Genomic DNA, 19,778 nt, shown 5'->3' on the forward strand with positions numbered 1-19,778 from the left:
TGACTCGTCAAAATGCCTGATAGGGCGTGCTTTTCCTACGGTAATCCACTCGGCCCCGGCTATGCCCGCATCGGGATCAGCGTGATCTCAGCCATTGCGTCACGCGCATCGACTGCGACCGAGATGGCCACTTCGCGGCGCTCAGGTTAATAACGCGAAACGCCATACGAATTCCTTACGGGCGTGCTAGGCGATAGCGAGCACAGATTTACGGAGTGGAAACACAAAGGCATTGATGAATGCTGAGAGGTAGCTGCACTTCTGTGCTATGTCAGCCCAACGCAACTCCGGCGGCACTGGTTACAGTGCGGCAGTGCCTGTGCTCGAAGTGAACTCACTACTGGCCGATACCGCGTTCGGCGGTACGCCCGCCCGCGCTGCTATCGGATTGCCCGCTCCCGCCGACGCCACCGAGAGTTGGCTGCGCGCGGTCGCGCTCGGCGGTGCGGGGCATTACGCCGCCGCGCGCGCCGAACTCCGCCGCGCCCGCGTGTCGGCCACCGATCCGGTGTTGCGCTCACTCACGCACAGCCTCGAGGGTTCACTGCTGCGCCAGCTCGGCTGGCATGCCCGCGCCGCCGTCGCCGACGGCCGCGCCGCCGCCCTGGTGCTGTCCGCGCCCCCCGCCGCCGGGCGCGCCGAAAACCGCGACACGCCCGCGCGGATCATCCTCGAGTCGGATATCGCCCGCGCCGAAGCGGTTTGCGATGCGTTGACCGGTCTGGCCGCGGACGCCCTCGGCACCGCGCGTCCCGAGCTCGCCGCCCGGCTGCTGCGGCGTTGCCGAGACCGCCTCGAAAGCCTTTCGGGTGAACTCGAAACGCTGTCGCGGAATCCGGAAACCCTGTGGCGACAGCGCATTCGCCTGCACTGGGTGTCCGCCGAGACCGCGCTGTCTGCTCCCGGCGCCGGTTTGATCTCCGCACCCGAAAGCATCGAAGACGGTCCCGGCATCGCGAACCCTCGATCCGATGCCTCGGATCCGGCTCTCGCACATGCCGAGACCGCGCTCGCCCTGGCTGAACAGGCACCCTCGCAACGGCATCGGGTGAAATCCCGGTTATTGCTGGCCGCCGCCAGTGCCGCCGCCGGCGACCTCGATCGATCCCGCGCCCTCGCGGCCCAGGTCGATACGCAGACGCGGGAATTCGAACTGCTGCCGCTGCGCTGGGCCTGCGCCATGCTGCGCGCGGGTATCGATCCCGAATCCGGCGGCGCCGCAGCGGCTTCCGAGTGCGAGCGATTGCTGATATTTCGCGGAGGTCGATTCCGTTCGGCGAGCGACACTCTCGCCCGTCCCTGAGCGGTCCCCGAGAGCTCCCTGAGTCGTCCCCGAGACTGACCCCGTAACGGCTGGCTCGAATACGTCAGCCGCTATTGTTGGACCGTTCCGCCCCTCCGCGGAAGCACCGGTCTTCCAGCCACGGTGCCACTCGTAACGCCAGGAACAGCTCTGACGATGAACAACGCGGGTGAGGAGTTGGACCCAGCTGTCGTCGCTGCCGCAGCGCAGGGCGACCGGTCCGCTCTAGCCCAGGTACTGGAGAGCATCCGCCCCTTGGTGGTGCGGTATTGCCGTGCGCGCATCGGGTCGGCCGAACGAGGTCAGCTCTCCGCCGACGATGTGGCGCAGGAGGTTTGTCTGGCCGTCATGACAGCCCTGCCGCGTTATCAGGACCAGGGCAGACCGTTCATGGCTTTCGTGTATGGAATCGCCTCCCACAAAGTCGCCGACGCTCATCGCAATGCCGCCCGTAACAAAGCGGATGCCATGGCCGAAGTACCGGATGTCATATCCACCGACCAGGGGCCGGAACAGCGGGCTCTCGAATCGGAGACGAGCCGGCAGATGAACTCTCTGCTGGCGACGCTTCCGGAGAAGCATCGAGAGATCCTCATCCTGCGCTTGGTCATGGGTTTGTCAGCCGAAGAAACCGCAGTTGCCGTGGGCAGTACGGCAGGTGCTATACGAGTGGCCCAGCATCGGGCGCTCGCGAAACTCAAGTCTCAAGTGGCGAGGGCAGGTGAAATGTATGGCTAGGGATGGCGAGCGCGGTCGGGGCGACTGGAAGCGGCTTGGATCGCAAGACAGCGGTCCCTACGCCGAGGCGTCCGGTGACACCGGGCCGGTGGATATCGCGGCTGTACGCCGTGACGACGCGCTGATCGATGCCATCTCCGGCGACGGTCCCGTGCAGACGGGCACCACGGAGGAGTATCAACTCGCGGCGTTGCTCGCGAATTGGCGCGCGGAGATTCTGGACGAGCCGATGCCGGCCGGACCGGATCTGGACACCATCGTTGCCGCGGTCAATCAGGAGATCGGCGCCCGGGACGCGCGCATCGGCGCACAGTCGGGCGGGCGACTACGGCTACTGCGACCCATTCTGGGGTCGGCCGCCGCTCTCGCGCTGATCATCGGCGGGCTGTCGGCCTTCTCGTACAACGCGAATCCGGGTGATCCGCTGTGGCGGGTCAAGGAGGTTGTGTTCAGCGAGCAGGCGCAGAGCACGGTGGTCTCGCGTGCCGACAGCGATTTGGCGCAGGCTCAGGATCTGATCAATCAGAACAAGCCGGAGCAGGCCAAGGCGTTGCTGGAGCGGGCGTCGGCGAATGTCAGCCAGGTCAACGACAACGGCAAGAAGGACGATCTGCAGGATCGCTGGCAGCAGGTGGTTGCCTCGCTGTCCAAGATCAACCCGGATCTCGCCACCTCGTTGATGCCGACGCCGACGGGTAAACCGCCGGTCACCAGTCAACCCGCGGTGACGCTTCCGGGCGCGACCGTGGCGCCGACGACGGTGCCGGGCAGCACCGGCGGTGGCAGCACCGAGCCGACGATCGATCCGCGCATCAGCGGCACCGAGCCGGGCACCGGGGGACCGTCCACGGGCGGTCCGACCACCCTGCCGGCCACGCCGCCGGTGACGCTGCCGTCCCAACCGGCGACCGAGCCCACCGATCCGGCCACCCCGCCGGGCGGCGGCGCGCCGACCACCACCGCGGGATTGCCGACGGGGGCCCCTCCGGCCACCACGGCGCCCGCGGGCGGTCAGCAGCCGGTCACCCAGCCTCCGGTGGAGAAGCCCGTGTCACAGGTGCCCGTGCCGCCGACGCAGGTGCCCACGCAGGCTCCGGTCATTCCGCCGCTGTCGGGCGGTCCGCGGTGAGTACGGTGTGCTGCCGAGTGAGCCGGGAAGAGCTACAGGCATAAATGAATGGCCGACCCAGATGGAGTCGGCTTTCTCGTACCGGAAAGGGCCTGCGTTCCATTGGAACGCAGGCCCTTTCGCCGTACTAGATGTCGAAGCCGTCGAAGCCGTCGCCGTGCAGCGCCTCGTTCATCGAGGCATCGGCGTAGCCGCGGCAGTAATCCCAGGTGACGTACGCCTCGGGAGTGGGGTCGTAGGCGGGTTCATGGGGGCGCACCGTGCCGTCCACCAGTAGCTGGAGGAGGTTGGCGCGCAACATATCCCAATCGTGGTAATGGTCCTGCCGGCAGTCCTCGCAGCTGACCACGAGTCCGCGGATTCCGCGGTGGGCCAGCAATGCCTCATATACCGCGAGGTCGGCGAGATCCTCTTCGACCGCTAGGCGCTCGTGAGGATCCAGCGGCTCCCCCGGCTCGATGGCATCGAGCGCGGCCGACGGGTCGGAGGGATCTCCGGCGAATGGATCCGGCGGCAAGCCAGGTGGTAGATGGTCACGCACAGTCCCACGGTACGCAGAAAGAGGGGGTCTGCGCCAGCGCTGTTAAGTATTTGCCCTCAGTTGTCTGGTGTCGAAACACACACCGGGCATTCTGGGACATCACTCTGCCCGGTTCCGGGACATCGCAGCGGCCGGGCGTGGCTGCCGATTGGAATTGTGCGCCGGATACCATGGTTGACCAAAGGCCGGGTGGCAAACACCGGCATTGTCATTCATCCAGTCGTCCGCCGGGATCCGGCGGGGGGACTGTGCCGAGCTCCAGGAGGGGTCGATCCGATGAGCAGTCCCGTTACGGGCGAACGAAACGCCGGCCGCCCTCATACGGGCGGAGACGATCCGAACAAGGTCGCGATGCTCGGCCTCACCTTCGATGATGTGCTGCTGCTGCCCGCCGCCTCGGATCTGATTCCGAGCGCGGTGGACACCTCGAGCCGTCTCACGCGGGAAATCTCACTGCGCACGCCGCTGGTGAGCTCCGCCATGGATACCGTCACCGAGGCGCGGATGGCCATCGCCATGGCGCGTGCGGGCGGAATGGGTGTGCTGCACCGCAATCTGTCGGTGCAGGCGCAGGCGGCGCAGGCCGAGACCGTGAAGCGGTCCGAGGCGGGCATGGTGACCGATCCGGTCACCTGTCGTCCCACCGATACGCTCGGCGAGGTCGACGCCATGTGCGCGCGCTACCGCATCTCCGGTCTGCCGGTGGTGGATGACGCGGGCCAGCTGGTCGGCATCATCACCAATCGCGATATGCGCTTCGAGGTGGATCAGAACCGGCCGGTCGCCGAGATCATGACCAAGGCCCCTTTGATCACCGCCCAGGAGGGTGTCACCGCCGAGGCCGCGCTGGGCCTGCTGCGCCGCCACAAGGTGGAGAAGCTGCCCATCGTGGACGGCAATGGCAAGCTGCGCGGGCTGATCACCGTCAAGGACTTCGTCAAGACCGAGCAGTACCCGAACGCCACCAAGGACCGCGACGGCCGCCTGCTGGTCGGTGCCGCGGTCGGTGTCGGCGAGGACGCCTGGACGCGCGCCATGACCCTGGCCGATGTCGGTGTCGACGTGCTGGTGGTCGATACCGCGCACGGGCATCAGGCGGGCGTGCTGCAGATGGTCGCCAAGGTCAAGGCCGAGGTCGGTGACCGGGTGCAGATCATCGGCGGCAATGTCGCCACGCGCGCAGGCGCTTTGGCGCTGGTCGAGGCCGGGGTGGACGCGGTGAAGGTGGGTGTGGGCCCCGGCTCCATCTGCACCACGCGTGTCGTCGCCGGTGTCGGCGCGCCGCAGATCACCGCGATTCTCGAGGCCACCGCCGCGTGCGCGCCGCACGGCGTGCCGGTCATCGCCGACGGCGGTGTGCAGTACTCCGGTGATATCGCCAAGGCGATCGCCGCGGGCGCGGGCACGGTCATGCTGGGTTCGCTGCTGGCGGGTACCGCCGAATCCCCGGGTGAGCTGATCCTGGTGGGCGGCAAGCAGTTCAAGAGCTACCGCGGTATGGGTTCGCTCGGCGCCATGCAGGGTCGCGGCGAGGCCAAGTCGTACTCCAAGGACCGCTACTTCCAGGACGATGTGCTGTCCGAGAAGAAGCTGGTGCCCGAGGGCATCGAGGGCCGGGTGCCGTTCCGCGGACCGCTGGACCAGGTGATCCACCAGCTGGTGGGTGGCCTGCGCGCCGCCATGGGTTATACGGGCGCGCAGACGATTCCGGATCTGCAGGCGGCGCAGTTCGTTCAGATCACGGCGGCGGGCCTGAAGGAATCGCACCCGCACGACATCACCATGACCGTCGAGGCCCCCAACTACACCACCCGAGCGTGATTGCCGCGCTCTCTTCGCACGTCGCCCCGGTTTCCCGCCGGGGCTTTCGTGCGGAGAGGGCGGTGTGCGGCGCCGTTCGGCGTGACCTTCGCCGAAGTGCTTCGGCGGCAATCGGATACAGAGAGGACTGACTCGCTATGCGCGATATGGTCGAGATCGGCATGGGCCGGACCGCCCGGCGCACCTACGAACTGGACGATATCGACATCGTGCCGTCCCGGCGGACTCGTTCGTCGAAGCAGGTGTCCGTCGCGTGGCAGCTCGATGCCTACCGCTTCGAGATTCCGTTCCTGGCGCATCCGACCGATGCGCTGGTGTCCCCGCGCTTCGCCATCGAGCTGGGCAAGGCCGGCGGCCTGGGCGTCATCAACGGTGAGGGCCTGTGGGCCCGGCACGCCGATGTCGAGGCCAAGATCCAGCAGCTCGCCGAGGTAGCCGAGAAGGAGGGCACCGAGGCCGCGGTGCAGCTGCTGCAGCAGTTGCACGCCGCGCCGATGCAGCCCGAACTGCTCGCCGCCGCGGTCGCCGAGGTGCGCGGCGCCGGTGTCACCACCGCGGTGCGGGTCAGCCCGCAGAACGCGCGCGCGCTCACCCCGAGCCTGGTGCAGGCCGGAATCGATCTGCTGGTCGTGCACGGCACCATCATCTCCGCCGAGCATGTCGGCGATGGTGAGCCGCTGAACCTCAAGACGTTCATCGCCGAGCTGGATGTGCCGGTGGTCGCGGGCGGCGTGAGTGATCACCGCACCGCGCTGCACCTGATGCGCACCGGTGCGGCCGGTGTCATCGTGGGCTACGGCTCCCTGCAGGGCGCGACCACCACCAATGAGGTGCTCGGCATTCGGGTTCCGATGGCCACCGCCATCGCCGACGCCGCCGCCGCGCGCCGGGATTACCTGGACGAGACCGGTGGCCGCTACGTGCATGTCATCGCCGACGGTGAGACGCTGACCTCCGGCCATATCGCCAAGGCCATCGCCTGCGGTGCGGACGCGGTCATGCTCGGCGTGCCGCTGTCGCTGGCCCAGGAGGCCCCCGGTGCGGGCTGGTACTGGCCGTCCGCCGCCGCGCACCCCTCCGTGCCGCGTGGCGCGCTGCTGCCCTACGCCATCGACGAGGAGCGCGTCCCGCTGTCCCAGGTCCTGGACGGCCCGTCCAACGACCCCTTCGGTTCGCTGAATCTCGTTGGTGGCCTGCGCCGCGCGATGGCCAAGACCGGCTATTCGGACCTCAAGGAATTCCAGAAGGTCGGTCTGAACATCCGTGCCTGAGTAGAGCTTTGAAGCTTCGCCCCCGGTCCGCGTATTCGCGGGTCGGGGGCGAAGTCGTTTCCGGGAGTCGAAATCCCTTGTCAGCGGGGCGTTTTGCGGGGGATGGGTACTTCGCCGGTGCGGACTCGGGGGGAGGAGAGGGGGCGGGGGGTGATGTGTTCGCGCAGGAAATCCTGGATGGCGGAGTTGACGGCCGCCGGATGGGTCATGTTGACGGTGCGGTGGCCGCCGTCGAGTTCGAGGTAGTGGGCCGTCGGGAGGCGGTCGGCCAGGGTGCGGGCGTGCGAGCGCGGGATACCGCTGCGGGTGGGGTGGATAACCAGTGTGGGGCAGGTGATTTCGGTTAGTCGGTCCAGGACCGAGTCGCGGCTCAGTAGGGCTCCCGCGGCGATCTCGGTGGCGTGCGGGTCGCGGGCGAGCCAGTGCCGCACCCAGACCGAGCGATACCACCTGTCATCGCCGATGAGTGAGCGCGCCAGATGATCGGCCAGGGCCGCGCGGGAGGCGTCGTCCTGCCATTTGTCCAGGAACTTGCGGGCATTGTCGAGTTCGGTGGCGGTGGGCTCATGCGCCTCGGCGCTGACGAGCACCAGGGCGGAGACGCGTTCGGGGGCCAGCAGGGCGGTGCGCAGCGCGATGAAGCCGCCCTGCGAAATCCCGCCCAGCACGGCCCTTTCCACGCCTAGCTGATCCAGTACGGAGAGCGCGTCGCGGGCGCAGGTCCAATACGTGAACGGCAGACCCTCGTCGCGAGTGTCGCCGTGGCCGCGGGCATCCCATGTGACCAATCGGAATTCCGGTGTCAACGCCGCCTTTTGCGACGCGAACATCGTTCTGTCCATGAGGAATTCGTGCCCGAGAAGCAGTACCGGACCCTCGCCCCCGCTGTCCTCGTAGTGGATCTCTGCATCGATCGCACGGGCGAATGGCACGAGATAGAGGATAGCCAGACGCTCTGACAAAAACGGTCGCTTTGTACGTGGCCGGTGCCGCACGGCCCGCGACCCGGGACAGGAGTGCCCGGAAGTTCGAGGCCGGAAGGCCCTTGCGCCGTCGAAAACGACCCCTCGTCTCGTTCCGATCGAGGCGACTTCTTGCTGGGAGAGGCGGGTCCGCTGTGTCCTATGTCGCTCTTTAGACTATGACGGTGGCAGATACCCAGCGACCAGTCCTAGTTGTCGACTTCGGTGCGCAGTACGCGCAATTGATCGCGCGCCGGGTGCGCGAGGCGAGCGTGTATTCCGAGGTGGTGCCGCATACCGCCACCGTCGAGGAGATCGCGGAGAAGCAGCCCCTCGCCGTGATTCTCTCCGGTGGTCCGTCCAGTGTGTACGCGGAGGGCGCGCCGCAGCTGGATCCGCGCCTGTTCGATCTGGATGTGCCGGTTTTCGGCATCTGCTACGGATTCCAGGCCATGGCGCAGGCGCTCGGCGGCACCGTCGCGCACACCGGGACGCGCGAGTACGGCCGCACCGAGTTGAGCGTCGACGGCGGCATTCTGCACGGCGGCCTGCCGACTCGGCAGCCGGTGTGGATGAGCCACGGTGACGCGGTCACCGATGCCCCCGCCGGTTTCGAGGTCACCGGCACCTCCGCGGGCGCGCCGGTCGCGGCGTTCGAGAACCTGGAGCGTCGCCTGGCGGGTGTGCAGTACCACCCCGAGGTGCTGCATTCGCCGCACGGTCAGCAGATTCTGAGCCGCTTCCTGCATGAGATCGCGGGCATTCCGGCGGCGTGGACGGCGTCGAATATCGCTGAGGCGCTGATCAATCAGGTGCGCGAGCAGGTCGGTGACGGGCATGCCATCTGTGGTCTGTCCGGTGGTGTGGATTCCGCGGTGGCGGCGGCGCTGGTGCAGCGTGCCATCGGCGACAAGCTGACCTGTGTGTTCGTCGATCACGGTCTGCTGCGCGCGGGTGAGCGGGAGCAGGTGCAGCGGGATTTCGTGGCCGCGACCGGCGCGAAGCTCGTCACCGTTGACGCTGTGGACAAGTTCCTGGGTGAGCTCAAGGGCGTCACCGATCCGGAGGAGAAGCGCAAGATCATCGGCCGGGAGTTCATCCGGTCGTTCGAGGACGCGGTCTCCGAGGTGGTCGGCGAGCAGGGCGAGACCAAGGTCGAATACCTGGTGCAGGGCACCCTGTACCCGGACGTGGTCGAGTCCGGCGGCGGCACCGGCACCGCGAATATCAAGAGCCATCACAACGTCGGCGGCCTGCCCGACGATCTGGAGTTCTCGCTGGTCGAGCCGCTGCGCCTGCTGTTCAAGGATGAGGTGCGCGCGGTCGGCCGTGAACTCGGCCTGCCGGAGGAAATCGTTGCGCGCCAGCCGTTCCCGGGTCCGGGTCTGGCCATCCGCATTATCGGCGAGGTGAATCAGGACCGTCTGGATCTGCTGCGTCAGGCCGATGCCATTGCGCGCGAGGAACTTACCGCCGCCGGTCTGGACAAGTCGATCTGGCAGTGCCCGGTGGTGCTGCTCGCGGATGTGCGCAGTGTCGGCGTGCAGGGCGACGGCCGCACCTACGGTCATCCGATCGTGCTGCGCCCGGTCTCCAGTGAGGACGCGATGACCGCGGACTGGACGCGGCTGCCGTACGAGGTGCTGGAGCGCATCTCCACCCGCATCACCAATGAGGTCGCGGATGTGAACCGCGTAGTGCTCGATGTGACCAGCAAGCCGCCGGGCACCATCGAATGGGAGTGAGCCGGGCTCTGTCCGGCGCATAACGAAGGCCCCTCGCCGTACTGGCGAGGGGCCTTCTGCCTTCTCGGAGGGCAGTCCGGTTAGGCGGTGCGCTGCCCCGGCGAGGGTGGGGCAGCGCGTGATTCAGTCTCTGTTCTTCCGGGGGGAAAGCACAAGCACGATTCCGACAACAATGGCCGCGATGACCAGAATCCAGCCGAGTGAGATGCCTTCGGACACCGGCCAGGAGCTGGGTCCGATGAAGGCCCAGACGCTCACTCCGAGGCCGAGCAGGCCCGCCAGCAGCAGTGAGAAGGACGGTTTGCGATTCTTCTGCTCAGCCACGACGCACCTCCGCATTACCCATTTGCACATCCACGGTCAGATTGAGGACCGGACCCGTTGCGGGGCCGGACATTCCACTCACACAGTTCGAATCACCGAGCCGCACCGTGCAGGTGGTGTTCACCCGCAGGTTCTCCGGCAGCACCACGCGGGCATCGCCCATGCGTACCGAGACCTTGGTGGTCTTGTCCTCGGTCAGCGCCAGTTTGCTCAGGTCGAGGGTGGCCGAGCCCATGGAGACGTGATACTCCGGCAGCAGTTCGGTTCCGGCGGCCGCGGACCAGGTGCGATCACCCATCGCGCCCTGATCGAATTGGATCGGGCCGATCAGTGAGGACAGGATGACGAATCCGGCCAGCGGGGCGAGCAGCACCATGAGGCCGTAGCCGCGGCGCAGGAACGCGCCGATGACGAGTCCGAAGGCCAGCACCGCCAGTGCGGCCGCGCCGATTCGGCCGGGCGTCATCCATTCCACGCCCGCCGCGGCCGCCGAACCCGCTGCCGCCGCGGCCAGGATGGAGAGGCCGATGACGACGGGGGTCAGCCGGGAGCGCGGCTTGCGCGGAGCCACCTGGACCGGTTGCGTTTGTGACTGTGCCGGAACGGGTTCGGGCAGATCCCAGGCCAGCGGAGCCACCGCGAGCGGATCCCAGTCGGGCGGGGTGGGGCCGAAGTCGGGGGAGATCGGAGCCGGACCGTAGGCGTAGGAGGGTCGTTCGCCGGTCGGCGGAATGCGGTGCAGGACAGGCGCTTCGGGCGGGTTCGGCGGTACCGCCGGACTGTCGCCGGGCGGGATGTCGAGGGCGGTGCCGGTGGACTCCGATGGCGTCTCCGTGTCGGAGTTCGGATCGTCCTGGGTCGTCGCGCTCTTGGTCAGCACCACCGTGTCGTTGGTGGTGACCGGTGGAATATCCTGTGCCGCAGCGTCTACCGGCGTTTTGGCAGGTACGTCGGTCGCTTCGTCGGCCGGAGCGTCCTTGCGGAGCAGTACGGTCGTGGCCTGCTCGGGCATCGGAACACCCTGGGCGGCAAAGGCTTCGGTGGGGGCTTCCGCGGCCTGCTGGGTCGCCGGGTCCGGGACATAGCTGTCCGGGAGTTTGGTGTACGGCCCGTACGTCTCGAAAGGCGCTGTGGTGCCGGGATATCCGGTCCAGAACGGCGAGTTGGCGACCGGGAATCCGCCGAGCGCGCCCTCACCCGCCTGTTCCAGATATCCGATCGGCGGTTCGGGCTGGCGCTGATGCAGCAGCCACCACCCGGCCAGCATGAGCCCGAAGCTCACCACACCGGATCCGCCGAGTCCGATGCCGACGGGGCCCATCGTGCTCACGGCGATCCCCAACGCCACCAGGAGCACGATGGTCTTGGACGAGGTCTGCGAGCTCTGGCCCTTGCCGAACAGCGATTCCGCCGCCGAGGACTGGTCGCCGGCCTGGTTGAGCAGCAGCCAGCCGAGCAGGTAGAGCACGATGCCCGCGCCGCCGAACAGTGCCGACACCACGAACGCGACCCGGATCAGTACCGGGTCGACGTTGTAGCGGCGGCCGAATCCGGCGGCGACGCCCGCGATCGGTCCCTGCTGGGGCAGGCGCAGCGGCCGGCTCTGCCACATCTCTTGAATCTGTTCCGCGAAGCCGGCACGCCCGGTGCCCCTGGACCAGTCGCTCGTTCTCGTCATGGCTTCCATGGTGGTTGTGCGCCGGGTCCGGGCGCATCGGGGAAGACCCTGAAACCGCACCTGAATTGCCTGTCGGGGCGGGGAATCGCTCAGAGCGTGATCAGGTCTCCGTAGACCGCGCCGCTGCCGCCGTCACCGTCGGAGTTGGCGGTGATGATGGTGTACGGCCGCAGTGTGAGCTGTCCGCCGCAGCCGGTGACATTGAGGTGGAAGTCCTTGTTCATCAGGTATGCGAGGCTGCCGTCGCCGGGCAGATCCTTCTCCCCGGCGAGCACATCGGCGATCTTGCCCGGGGCCAGGTAGATGTCGAGTCCGATACCGCCGTACACGGTCGGCCCCATCGACATGTCGACCCCGGCCTGCGGCCCGTCCAGCCCGACGCCCGCGTGCGCGGTGACGCCCGGGTTGGGATCGAACTCGGGATCGATATGCAGTTTGGCGTCCACGTCGACCTGGCACGCCACGTAATACCCGGCCTTGAGATGCCCCTTGCCGCCCGCCGCGATCTTCCCGTAGGAAGTGTTGTCCAGGAACACTTCCCGATTGGTCGGCATCCCGTTCATGGGCGGCACCGGCCGCACATCCTGATCCTGATTCCCCACCGTGAACTCGAACCCGTTCGGCGTGGAGTAACTCTTCTCATGCGGCGCGGACGTCACCGCGCCCGCCCCGGGCGCGCCCAGCACGCACCCGCCCACAGCGATCAGGGCAGCCACTACCCATGTGCGTTGCATTCTTCTCCCCATCCACCAGGCGACCCGCCCTGCGAGCCAGCACTGATGATCTAGCCGCAACCTCCATGGCTGCTGCGGGATGACTGTGAATCGCCTGTGCGCGCGGTCAGTCGCAGGGTGGGTTGTAGGGGAGTTGTGGCAGGTAGCGCTGCCAGAGTTCCGGGGTCCAGTATTTGCCGGTGATCGTGCACACACGGTCGACGGCGGTCTGTTCGTTCAAGTCCCACAGGCGGATTGCGCCGTCGTCGGTGACGCCGACGAGGTGGTGGCCGTTCGGAGGGAACGTGAGGATCCACGGGGCGGTTCCGGGTTCGATGAGTGGCGCGCCGCTGTGGCGCGGGTGGGCGCGGTCGGTGAAGTCCCAGAGTTGTACCGATCCATCGGTGCTGGAGGTGGCCATGGTTCGTCCGTCGGTGGTGAACACCAGCGATGACACCATTTGTGAGTGCGCGGCGATGGGGTCGCCCAGTTGGGTGAATCGAGTTGGGTCGCTGATGTCCCACAGCCGGATGGTCTGCTGGGTGATGGTGATCATGGTGCGCTGATCGGGGGAGAACTGCACACCGCGTAGAAATTGGTCACCGGCTATGCGAAGCGGGTCGCCTTGGCTGCGCGGGTGGTCCGGATCGGTGATGTCCCAGCGGGTGACGACCATATCCAACTTCGTGGGTCCGCCCGTCTGCTGCTCTGTGATCAGGGTTTTGCCGTCGATACCGAAGTAGACGTCGGTGGCCGCGGCCGATTCCAGAGTCAGCGGTGCGCCCGATGCCCGGGGGTGGGCGCGGTCGGTCAGTTCCCAGAGTTGGACCCGGTCCTTACTGTCCACGGTGGCCAGGGTCCGCCAGTCCGGGCTGAACCGGAAGGTTTGGGTCTGATCGCCCGGTACCTGCCACTGGGCCTGCACCGTGATGTGTGCGGGGTCGGACAGATCCAGGAACTGCAGTGGCGCGGCACGATTCGGGTCGACCAGCAGCAGGGTGCGACCGTCCGGGGACAATTCGGTGCTGTAGAGGCCGGGCGGCACCCGGTATTCGCCGATTCGACCGGGGGCGTTGCGGTTCCGCAGGTCCCAGACGGTGATGCGACCGTCACTGGACTGGGTGGTCATGCGGTCGCCGCTGATGTCGAAATGCGGCGTCGACATACTTCCGGCGTGCCCGGTGAGCATCGACGGCGGCAGTGACCAGGTCAGGATTTCTCCACCTACACCGGCCGCCAGTAGATTTCGCCCGTCGGCGGTGAAGGTGAAATCCAATGGTTGTCCGGTACAGGGAAATTCGGAGCTTCGTACACGGCAGGTGGTGCTCGTGACCGAGAGCTCATCTGTAATCAGCGCCGGGACTTCGGGTTCGGTGACGTTCCACAGCGCTATGCCCTTGGCGCCGGAGAACGCCAGGGTGCGGCCATCCGGGCTGTAGGCCAGGGCCGTGACACCGGTGGTGCCGGTGGCGAGCGGCATCCCGACCTGCTGTGGTTTGGCGGGATCGGTGATATTCCAGAACTGGATGAAGCCCTTGCTGTTGAGCGAGGTCGAGGTCCCGCCGTAGGTGGCGACGGCCAGGGTGCGGCCGTCGGGGCTGAAAACCGGATCACCGATCGAGATTTCGCCGGGAGCGAGCCGATCGACGATGACCCGTGTTGTCATATCGTCGCCGAGGCTCAGCAGTTCGATGGCCGCGGTGAACGCATTTCCGTCGGTGTCGCGCCCGACAGCCAGCATGCGACCATCCGGGCTGACCGCGATGTGGGGGGTCGACAGGACTGTGGTGGGGCTGTGTAATTCATGGGCAGGTCCCGAGATCGGGGCGACGGGATTGCGCAGGTTCCAGAACGTCAGACGGTCGTTGGCGACCAGGACGAGGGTGCGGCCGTCACTGCCCGCGAATCGCATATCCATGACGTTCTTACCGGGTGGCGGTAGCACCGAGAGTTGTCGCGGAGTGGCGGGATCGCGCATATCCCAGATCAGGATCCGCCGGTCCTGATCGCTGGTGGCCAGCAGCGCGCCGTCCGGGCTGGTGGCGATGAAGTCGACGTCGGCGAGTGGCTGGCCCAGAGCCACCGGGTGGCGCGGGTCGGTCACATCCCATCTGCGCACTGTGTTGTCCCAGCTGAGCGTGGTGAGCACATTGCCCGGGCGGTAGTGCAGCTGCCAGATGCCGTCCGGATGCCCCGGACTCGTGGTGACCAGTGGCATGTCCTGGGTGCGCAGCAGCCGCGTGCGCACCTCCTCGTCATGCGGGCGCAGTTGGCGTGCAACCAGATACAGCTGTGCGGCCAGCGACGGATCCGAGCCGCGCATGCGGTCGGCCTCGGCCAGTACCGCGGTGAACGTCTTGTTCTCGCGTTGCTGATCGACCAGCCGGGTCTGAGCGTAGGCGGCGAAGCCGAGCACCAGCAGGGCGGCACCGAGCACCGCGAGGATGGCCTTGGTGCGCGAGGACCGGCGGCGGGTGCGGATGCGAGCCGTGCTCGCGGCGGTAAGGAACTCCTCGGCCAGTGGACCGACGGGCGGTGGATTCACGTGGTCGAGAGCGTTCCGGAGCCGGGTGCCGCGATACAGCAGGGAGGAATCACGCTCCTGCGCAGCCCATTCCGCGGCATCGAGCTCGACGCGCTGACGCACCAGGTAGCCGACTCGGTCCTCGTCGATCCAGGCGCGCAGGCGGGGCCAGGCGGTGAGCACGATCTCGTGGGTGAGGGTCACGGCGTCCGCGTCGAGACTGATCAAGCGGGTTCGGGACAGCAGCTCCAGCACGGCGGTGGCGTCCTCGGGATCGCCTGCTCGGCGGAGCAGTTCCGGGCGCTGTGCGGTACGGCGGGTGTCGCGCGAATCCTGGCTTACCACAACGAGTCCGAGCAGAATATTCTTCGCCGCGGTTTGTTGCTGTTGGGTCAGCTCGTTCCAGGCGTGTTCGGCTGTCTCGGTGACCGAGCCGACCACCCCGCCCGCGCGGCGGTAGCCGTTCGTGGTGAGGCGGCGGCCTTCGCGCTGCTGCCAGGTCGCGGCCATGACGTGGGATAGCAGGGGGAGGGCGCCGGGGTCGTAGGTGGGGCGGCCGTGGTGGTCGCCCGCGCCGCAGAGTTCAGTGATGACGAGTTCTTCGAGGCCGGGTTCGAGTTCCAGGCCGACGGCGCGGGCGGGGGCCGAGATCGCCTGTGCCAGTTCGTCCGGGCGCATGGGGCCCAGGAGGTAGCTGCGCTCCTCCAGGGACTGCTGGAGGAGCTGATAGTTGAGGCAGTGGGCGTAGAAGTCGGCGCGCAGGGCGAGTACGACGGCGATGGGGTCGTCGGTGCGGGTGGCGGCGGTGTGCAGGGTGGTGAGGAAGTCCTCGCGTTCGCGTTCGGTGGCGCAGGTGGTGAAGAGTTCCTCGAATTGGTCGATGATCAGCAGTCGGCGCGGGCCGTCCGTGCGCGGGGCGAGAGCCGAATCGAGCTGTGCGGGTGCTGAATCGGCTTGTGTGGATTCCGTGAGTGCCTCGGCGAGTGCGGTGAGTGGGTGTGTGCCGGGGGTGAGTGCGGTTGTCTCCCAGTCGGTTAGGGCGGGGATTATGCCCGCTGCCAAGAGGGAGGATTTGCCTGCGCCGGAGGCGCCGATGAGGGTGATCGGGCCGGTGGTGGTGCGGATCAGGTCGGTGAGTTCGGTGGTGGCGCGGGTGCGGCCGAAGAAGAGGTTGTGGTCGGCGCTGGCGTAGGAGATCAGACCCGGGTAGGGGCAGGCGGATTCGGTGTCGGCTTCCGGGTTCCAGGTGGTGGCGGAGTGCCAGAGGCGTTGCCATTCCTTGGGTTCGGCGAGTTCCCGGGTCAGTGGTTGTCCGGTTTTGCGGGCCAGGTCGATGAGGGTGAGCACCACCGGGAGCAGGGATTCGAAGCGGGCGGGGACATTTCGGCCCGCTTTCCAATCGCTGATGCGCTGTGCGGACGCGCCGCCCGGGCGGGTGCCCTGCGCGGCGCGCATGCGTTGTTCGGCTGCGGCGGCGACGCGGCGGAGGGTCGGATTGCCCGCCGCCTCATATAGTTCGGCGAAGCGCTGGGCGAAATGCGTTCGGGGTGAACGGACCTGGGGATCGGAGTCGGTGTCCCCGGTCACCATGGTCCGTCCGGCATTCGATCGCTCCCCGCCCGCATACCGCCAATTTAGCCGCCGTCGTGCGCGGATCACAGCGACATCGGGTCGCCGAGAACGTATTCCGTCACGCTGGCCTCGGGTGAGGTCGCCTGGACGACGGTGTACGCCTGCACGGTCAGTGGTCCGCCGCAGTTCTGCACGGTGAGGCGGTAGTCGCGGTTGATGATGTAGCCGGTGCCGCTCGCGGGCAGATCCTTATCGGTGAGCGCGGGCGGCAGGGTCAGATCGATGATCTTGCCGGGCGTGATCGACAGGTTGGCTCCGATGCTCGCCCCGAGCTCGGGTGAGATCGATACGCTGGCGGTCGGTGTCACCTCGGTCAGGCTCGCGCTCGCCCCCACCGAGGCGTTCACATCGATGCCCGCGCTGGCCTTGATATCGAATTTGACGTCCAGGTCGACGGCGCAGGCGATGAACCAGCCCGTGTGCAGGTTGCCGGTGCCGCCGGTGACGGTGCCGTAGGACGTGTTGTCCAGGTACGCCTCTCGACTGGTCGGCATACCGTTCAACGGTGGCACCGGGCGGATGGCGTTATCGGTGTGCCCGACGGTGACGCTCATGCCGTTGGGCGCGGTCACCGTCTTCTCGTGCGGTGCCAGTGCTCCGGCCTGTGCCTCGCCCTGCGCAGCGATGAAGCTGAGTGCGGTGAGCGCTCCGGCGATCGCGGTCTTGATGATCATGTCTGGTTCCTCCCCGAACCTTGTTGCGGGACTCGATGACCCGCTGATCAAAAGGTAGGGAGGAGCACGGCTCCGGACGCCGGAGTTTCGGACCGGACTAGGGAGAAACACCTGGTAGCGGCTGGTGTGACCGGTTATCCGGTCCGGCCGCGCGCGAGCCGGTCCGCTGTCCGGACCGGACAGGAACCGGCTCGTATCGCGTTCAGGCCGAGCGGTATTCGCCCGCCGCATCGAGGATGCCGTCGACGAAGGAACCGATCTCGGCGACGGCGGCCGTGGCCTCCGGCGCGAACCCGGCGGCCGCCTGGAACACATGCACCTGATCGCCCCAGATCTGCAGCCGGCACGGGACGCCGTGCGCCAGTAGCCGTTCCGCCATCAGCACGGCGTCGGGGTAGAGCATCTCCGAGGAGCTCGCCTGGATCAGGGTCGGCGGCAGACCGGTGAGATCGCAGTGCGCGGGCGATTCCGGCACGATTCCGCCGCCCGCCGCGCGCGCCATCACCTCGAACGCGGGTATCGCGCCGGGGGCGAAGATATCGCAGGTGTGCGCGGTGGCCGCGGCGAGCTTGGCGCTGAAATCCCAATCGGCGAGCGGGGCCATGGACACGATGGCGGCGGGCATGGGCAATCCGCGCCTGCGGATCTCCACCGCGGTCATGAAGACCAGATAGCCGCCCGCCGAATCGCCCATGAGGGTGATCTTCTCGGGTGGATAACCCCACTCCAATGCCCGCCGGTAACCGTCGACGCAGTCCGAAATCGCCAGTGGGATGCCGTGTTCGGGCAGCTTGCGATAGTTCACGGCGAGCACCCGGGTGCGCAAGCGCACCGCGAAACGCGCGGTCAGTTGCCGGTGCAGATGCCGTCCGCCGACGACGAAGCCGCCGCCGTGCAGATACAGCACGAAGCGCTCCGGATCCACGACGTCCGGGACGGTAAGTGTCGCACCGCATTCGGGCAGCGCCACCGCGGTGCGGGTGAGCCCGCGCGGACCGGGCAGTGGACGCCCCAGCCAGTCGGCGGCGCGGTAGGGCCAGCGCAGCCGAGGATGGCGCGCCCAGATCGAGATGAGCGGCCGCACCGTACCGCGGATCAGGGCCGATACCAGCCGGGATTGCGGGCTGCCGCCGGGAAAATCGGTGCGGTGCAGGGGATCCGACGCGGTCATGAGGGTGCCTTCCCGCCGGTGCGGTCGTGCCCGGCGGACCGGGGTCCGCGCGCACCGGGGTACAGCTGTTTCCGGCCCCGTCGCCGCCCGGCATCATCGTGTGCCGATGTGCTCGGAGACAAGTATCGAAGGCCGGAACACGCGGTGTCACTGCATGTTCGGGAGAACCCGGCGGTCCGGATTTGTGACCGGAGACTAATTCGGGACGAAGGCGGGTTCGGGTTCGCTGAGCCGGTACACCGTCAGCGCCGCCGCCAGCATCCGCGAATCGTAGGGGTCGGCGGGATCGAATCCGGTGAGTTCGGCGATGCGCCGCAATCGATAACTGAAACTGTTGGGGTGCAGGTGCATCGCCGCGGCCGCGCTCTTGCGATCCCAGCCGTATCGGATGTGGATCTCGAGCGTCTCCAGCAGATGCGGATGCTCGATCAGCGGGGTGATGCGCGACGCCAGCCGATCCCGGGCAGGTCCGGGACGGGTGAGCTGATACTCCAGCATCAGATCGTCGAGGCGATAGGCCCCGGTGGGACGGCCCAGTTTTCGAGCCAGTACGCCGAATTCGGTGATCTGCGTACTGGATTCGGGGAGGTCGGCGCGGACCACCGCGCCGAAGTCGATGATCACGACGGGAACGTTGAAGATCTGCTCGAGATCGGCCGCGAGGGCCGCGTACTGGGCCGCACCCCGGATGGGTCCGGGCGGCAGCAGCGCGATTCCGGCCGCGCCGTCGAAGGTGTGCAGCGCCGTGGTGCCACCGGCCAGTTCCTCCAGCGCATGCTGGGCCCGCTGCATGCGCCGCCGGGCGATGGCATTGTCCACCAGGGGAATCGAATGGTCGGGCGGCACCACCTGGAGCGCGATCATGTCGTAGCTCTCGGCGATGGTGATATCGGCGCGGGCCGCGAGATCGGCGGTGGGCGATCCGCGTAGCAGGGCGGCGCACAGTTCCCGGCGGGCTTCGCGTTCACTGCCGTACAGCGAACGTTCCACATCGGCATGGGTTTCGGCCATCGCGATGGTCGAGCGCTGGAGCACCTCGAGCAGGATCTCCGACAGCGCGATCAGATCGGGCAGATCCTCGGGCGCGGCCGCGGCGGCCGCCTTGCGCCACAGCAGGCGCACGCTGCCGAAGAACGCGGTGATGAGCACGCGCAGCGGGATGCGTTCCTCGGCACGCTGTTCGACGATCGGGGTGATCAGTTCGATCAGCTCGTGCTCGTCCACGTCCCGCCGTTCGTCGACCGCGCGCAGGACGGCCATGGTTCCGCTGATGATGCGCGCCGCGACGTCATCGGCGAAGAGCTCGTCGGGTACCTGTTCCGCACCGGGCACGGTGGCCAGGCCGGCGGCGAAGAGTTCGTCCGCCAGTTCGGAGAGTTTGGGCAGCAATCGCAGCAGGACCGGAGCGTCGAGGGTGAGGTGATGCTGCGTGATGGACATCGCCGAATTGTCACGTGGAACAGGATTCGACGCAATCTTTGTGCAATCCGGTCGTCGATTTCGACAATATGTTTGTCTCCGGAGACAAATTTAGACGCCGATGTTCTACATT

The 19,778-nt window shown here is 67.3% G+C and carries 15 protein-coding genes; 6 read left to right on the top strand and 9 right to left on the bottom strand.

All coding sequences use genetic code 11. The features are described from left to right. Window positions 1-313 precede the first annotated feature (313 nt). The 3 genes from ACFC0O_RS29435 (at window position 314) to ACFC0O_RS29445 (ending at window position 3,170) form a co-directional block, all read left to right on the top strand. Window positions 314-1,303, top strand: coding sequence for a hypothetical protein (locus tag ACFC0O_RS29435; RefSeq protein ID WP_375963295.1), 990 nt, complete (start codon window positions 314-316; stop codon window positions 1,301-1,303). 156 nt (window positions 1,304-1,459) lie between these two features. Continuing rightward, a complete protein-coding gene (locus tag ACFC0O_RS29440; RefSeq protein WP_364640628.1) occupies window positions 1,460-2,041 on the top strand; it encodes a sigma-70 family RNA polymerase sigma factor in 582 nt (193 codons plus the stop codon). After that, window positions 2,034-3,170, top strand: coding sequence for an anti-sigma-D factor RsdA (locus ACFC0O_RS29445; protein WP_375963298.1), 1,137 nt, complete (start codon window positions 2,034-2,036; stop codon window positions 3,168-3,170). The genes ACFC0O_RS29440 and ACFC0O_RS29445 overlap by 8 nt, the downstream gene beginning before the upstream one ends. Window positions 3,171-3,297: 127 nt before the next feature. Here the strand turns inward: ACFC0O_RS29445 and ACFC0O_RS29450 are convergent, their stop codons facing one another. Further along, window positions 3,298-3,711 (bottom strand): DUF5319 domain-containing protein, encoded by a 414-nt coding sequence (locus ACFC0O_RS29450; protein ID WP_067561879.1) that lies wholly within the window; start codon window positions 3,709-3,711, stop codon window positions 3,298-3,300. Between the two features lie 276 nt (window positions 3,712-3,987). On the opposite strand from ACFC0O_RS29450, the gene guaB reads away from it, so the two are divergent. Both guaB and ACFC0O_RS29460 read left to right on the top strand, forming a co-directional pair. Next, window positions 3,988-5,532, top strand: a complete 1,545-nt coding sequence (gene guaB / locus ACFC0O_RS29455) for an IMP dehydrogenase (RefSeq protein WP_364640620.1) — start codon at window positions 3,988-3,990, stop codon at window positions 5,530-5,532. Between the two features lie 137 nt (window positions 5,533-5,669). Then, the gene (locus ACFC0O_RS29460) at window positions 5,670-6,803 is read left to right on the top strand and encodes a GuaB3 family IMP dehydrogenase-related protein (RefSeq protein ID WP_375963302.1); all 1,134 of its coding nucleotides are present in this window, start codon (window positions 5,670-5,672) and stop codon (window positions 6,801-6,803) included. A gap of 80 nt (window positions 6,804-6,883) precedes the next feature. Here the strand turns inward: ACFC0O_RS29460 and ACFC0O_RS29465 are convergent, their stop codons facing one another. After that, entirely contained in the window at window positions 6,884-7,735 is an 852-nt protein-coding gene (locus ACFC0O_RS29465; RefSeq protein WP_375963304.1) for an alpha/beta fold hydrolase, read from the bottom strand. A 209-nt stretch (window positions 7,736-7,944) separates the two neighbouring features. Between ACFC0O_RS29465 and guaA the strand changes: the two genes are divergently transcribed. Continuing rightward, window positions 7,945-9,510 (top strand): glutamine-hydrolyzing GMP synthase, encoded by a 1,566-nt coding sequence (gene guaA / locus ACFC0O_RS29470; RefSeq protein WP_375963306.1) that lies wholly within the window; start codon window positions 7,945-7,947, stop codon window positions 9,508-9,510. Between the two features lie 123 nt (window positions 9,511-9,633). Here guaA and ACFC0O_RS29475 read toward each other — a convergent pair whose 3' ends face one another. From ACFC0O_RS29475 to ACFC0O_RS29505, 7 genes are all read right to left on the bottom strand, one after another. Then, window positions 9,634-9,834, bottom strand: a complete 201-nt coding sequence (locus ACFC0O_RS29475) for a hypothetical protein (RefSeq protein ID WP_364640608.1) — start codon at window positions 9,832-9,834, stop codon at window positions 9,634-9,636. After that, window positions 9,827-11,512 carry a PspC domain-containing protein gene (locus tag ACFC0O_RS29480; RefSeq protein ID WP_375963309.1) on the bottom strand — a complete coding sequence of 562 codons (1,686 nt, stop codon included), beginning with the start codon at window positions 11,510-11,512 and terminating at the stop codon, window positions 9,827-9,829. The genes ACFC0O_RS29475 and ACFC0O_RS29480 overlap by 8 nt, the downstream gene beginning before the upstream one ends. Window positions 11,513-11,601: 89 nt before the next feature. After that, a complete protein-coding gene (locus tag ACFC0O_RS29485; protein ID WP_375963311.1) occupies window positions 11,602-12,246 on the bottom strand; it encodes an MspA family porin in 645 nt (214 codons plus the stop codon). A gap of 106 nt (window positions 12,247-12,352) precedes the next feature. Continuing rightward, window positions 12,353-16,339, bottom strand: coding sequence for a WD40 repeat domain-containing protein (locus ACFC0O_RS29490; protein WP_375963313.1), 3,987 nt, complete (start codon window positions 16,337-16,339; stop codon window positions 12,353-12,355). Window positions 16,340-16,404: 65 nt separating this feature from the next. Next, the gene (locus ACFC0O_RS29495; protein WP_375963316.1) at window positions 16,405-17,055 is read right to left on the bottom strand and encodes an MspA family porin; all 651 of its coding nucleotides are present in this window, start codon (window positions 17,053-17,055) and stop codon (window positions 16,405-16,407) included. 202 nt (window positions 17,056-17,257) lie between these two features. After that, the gene (locus ACFC0O_RS29500; RefSeq protein ID WP_375963318.1) at window positions 17,258-18,226 is read right to left on the bottom strand and encodes an alpha/beta hydrolase; all 969 of its coding nucleotides are present in this window, start codon (window positions 18,224-18,226) and stop codon (window positions 17,258-17,260) included. 195 nt (window positions 18,227-18,421) lie between these two features. Continuing rightward, a complete protein-coding gene (locus ACFC0O_RS29505) occupies window positions 18,422-19,666 on the bottom strand; it encodes a PucR family transcriptional regulator (protein WP_375963320.1) in 1,245 nt (414 codons plus the stop codon). Window positions 19,667-19,778 lie beyond the last annotated feature (112 nt).

The sequence above is a fragment of the Nocardia sp. NPDC056100 genome, assembly GCF_042266325.1.
Classification (GTDB): Bacteria; Actinomycetota; Actinomycetes; order Mycobacteriales; family Mycobacteriaceae; genus Nocardia.

Coding starts and splice junctions, on each gene's coding strand:
- ACFC0O_RS29490 (WP_375963313.1), bottom strand. CDS start 16,339: ATGGTGACCGGGGACACCGACTCCGATCCCCAGGTCCGTTCACCCCGA.
- ACFC0O_RS29480 (WP_375963309.1), bottom strand. CDS start 11,512: ATGACGAGAACGAGCGACTGGTCCAGGGGCACCGGGCGTGCCGGCTTC.
- ACFC0O_RS29495 (WP_375963316.1), bottom strand. CDS start 17,055: ATGATCATCAAGACCGCGATCGCCGGAGCGCTCACCGCACTCAGCTTC.
- ACFC0O_RS29460 (WP_375963302.1), top strand. CDS start 5,670: ATGCGCGATATGGTCGAGATCGGCATGGGCCGGACCGCCCGGCGCACC.
- ACFC0O_RS29505 (WP_375963320.1), bottom strand. CDS start 19,666: ATGTCCATCACGCAGCATCACCTCACCCTCGACGCTCCGGTCCTGCTG.
- ACFC0O_RS29500 (WP_375963318.1), bottom strand. CDS start 18,226: ATGACCGCGTCGGATCCCCTGCACCGCACCGATTTTCCCGGCGGCAGC.
- guaA (WP_375963306.1), top strand. CDS start 7,945: ATGACGGTGGCAGATACCCAGCGACCAGTCCTAGTTGTCGACTTCGGT.
- ACFC0O_RS29485 (WP_375963311.1), bottom strand. CDS start 12,246: ATGCAACGCACATGGGTAGTGGCTGCCCTGATCGCTGTGGGCGGGTGC.
- ACFC0O_RS29440 (WP_364640628.1), top strand. CDS start 1,460: ATGAACAACGCGGGTGAGGAGTTGGACCCAGCTGTCGTCGCTGCCGCA.
- guaB (WP_364640620.1), top strand. CDS start 3,988: ATGAGCAGTCCCGTTACGGGCGAACGAAACGCCGGCCGCCCTCATACG.
- ACFC0O_RS29445 (WP_375963298.1), top strand. CDS start 2,034: ATGGCTAGGGATGGCGAGCGCGGTCGGGGCGACTGGAAGCGGCTTGGA.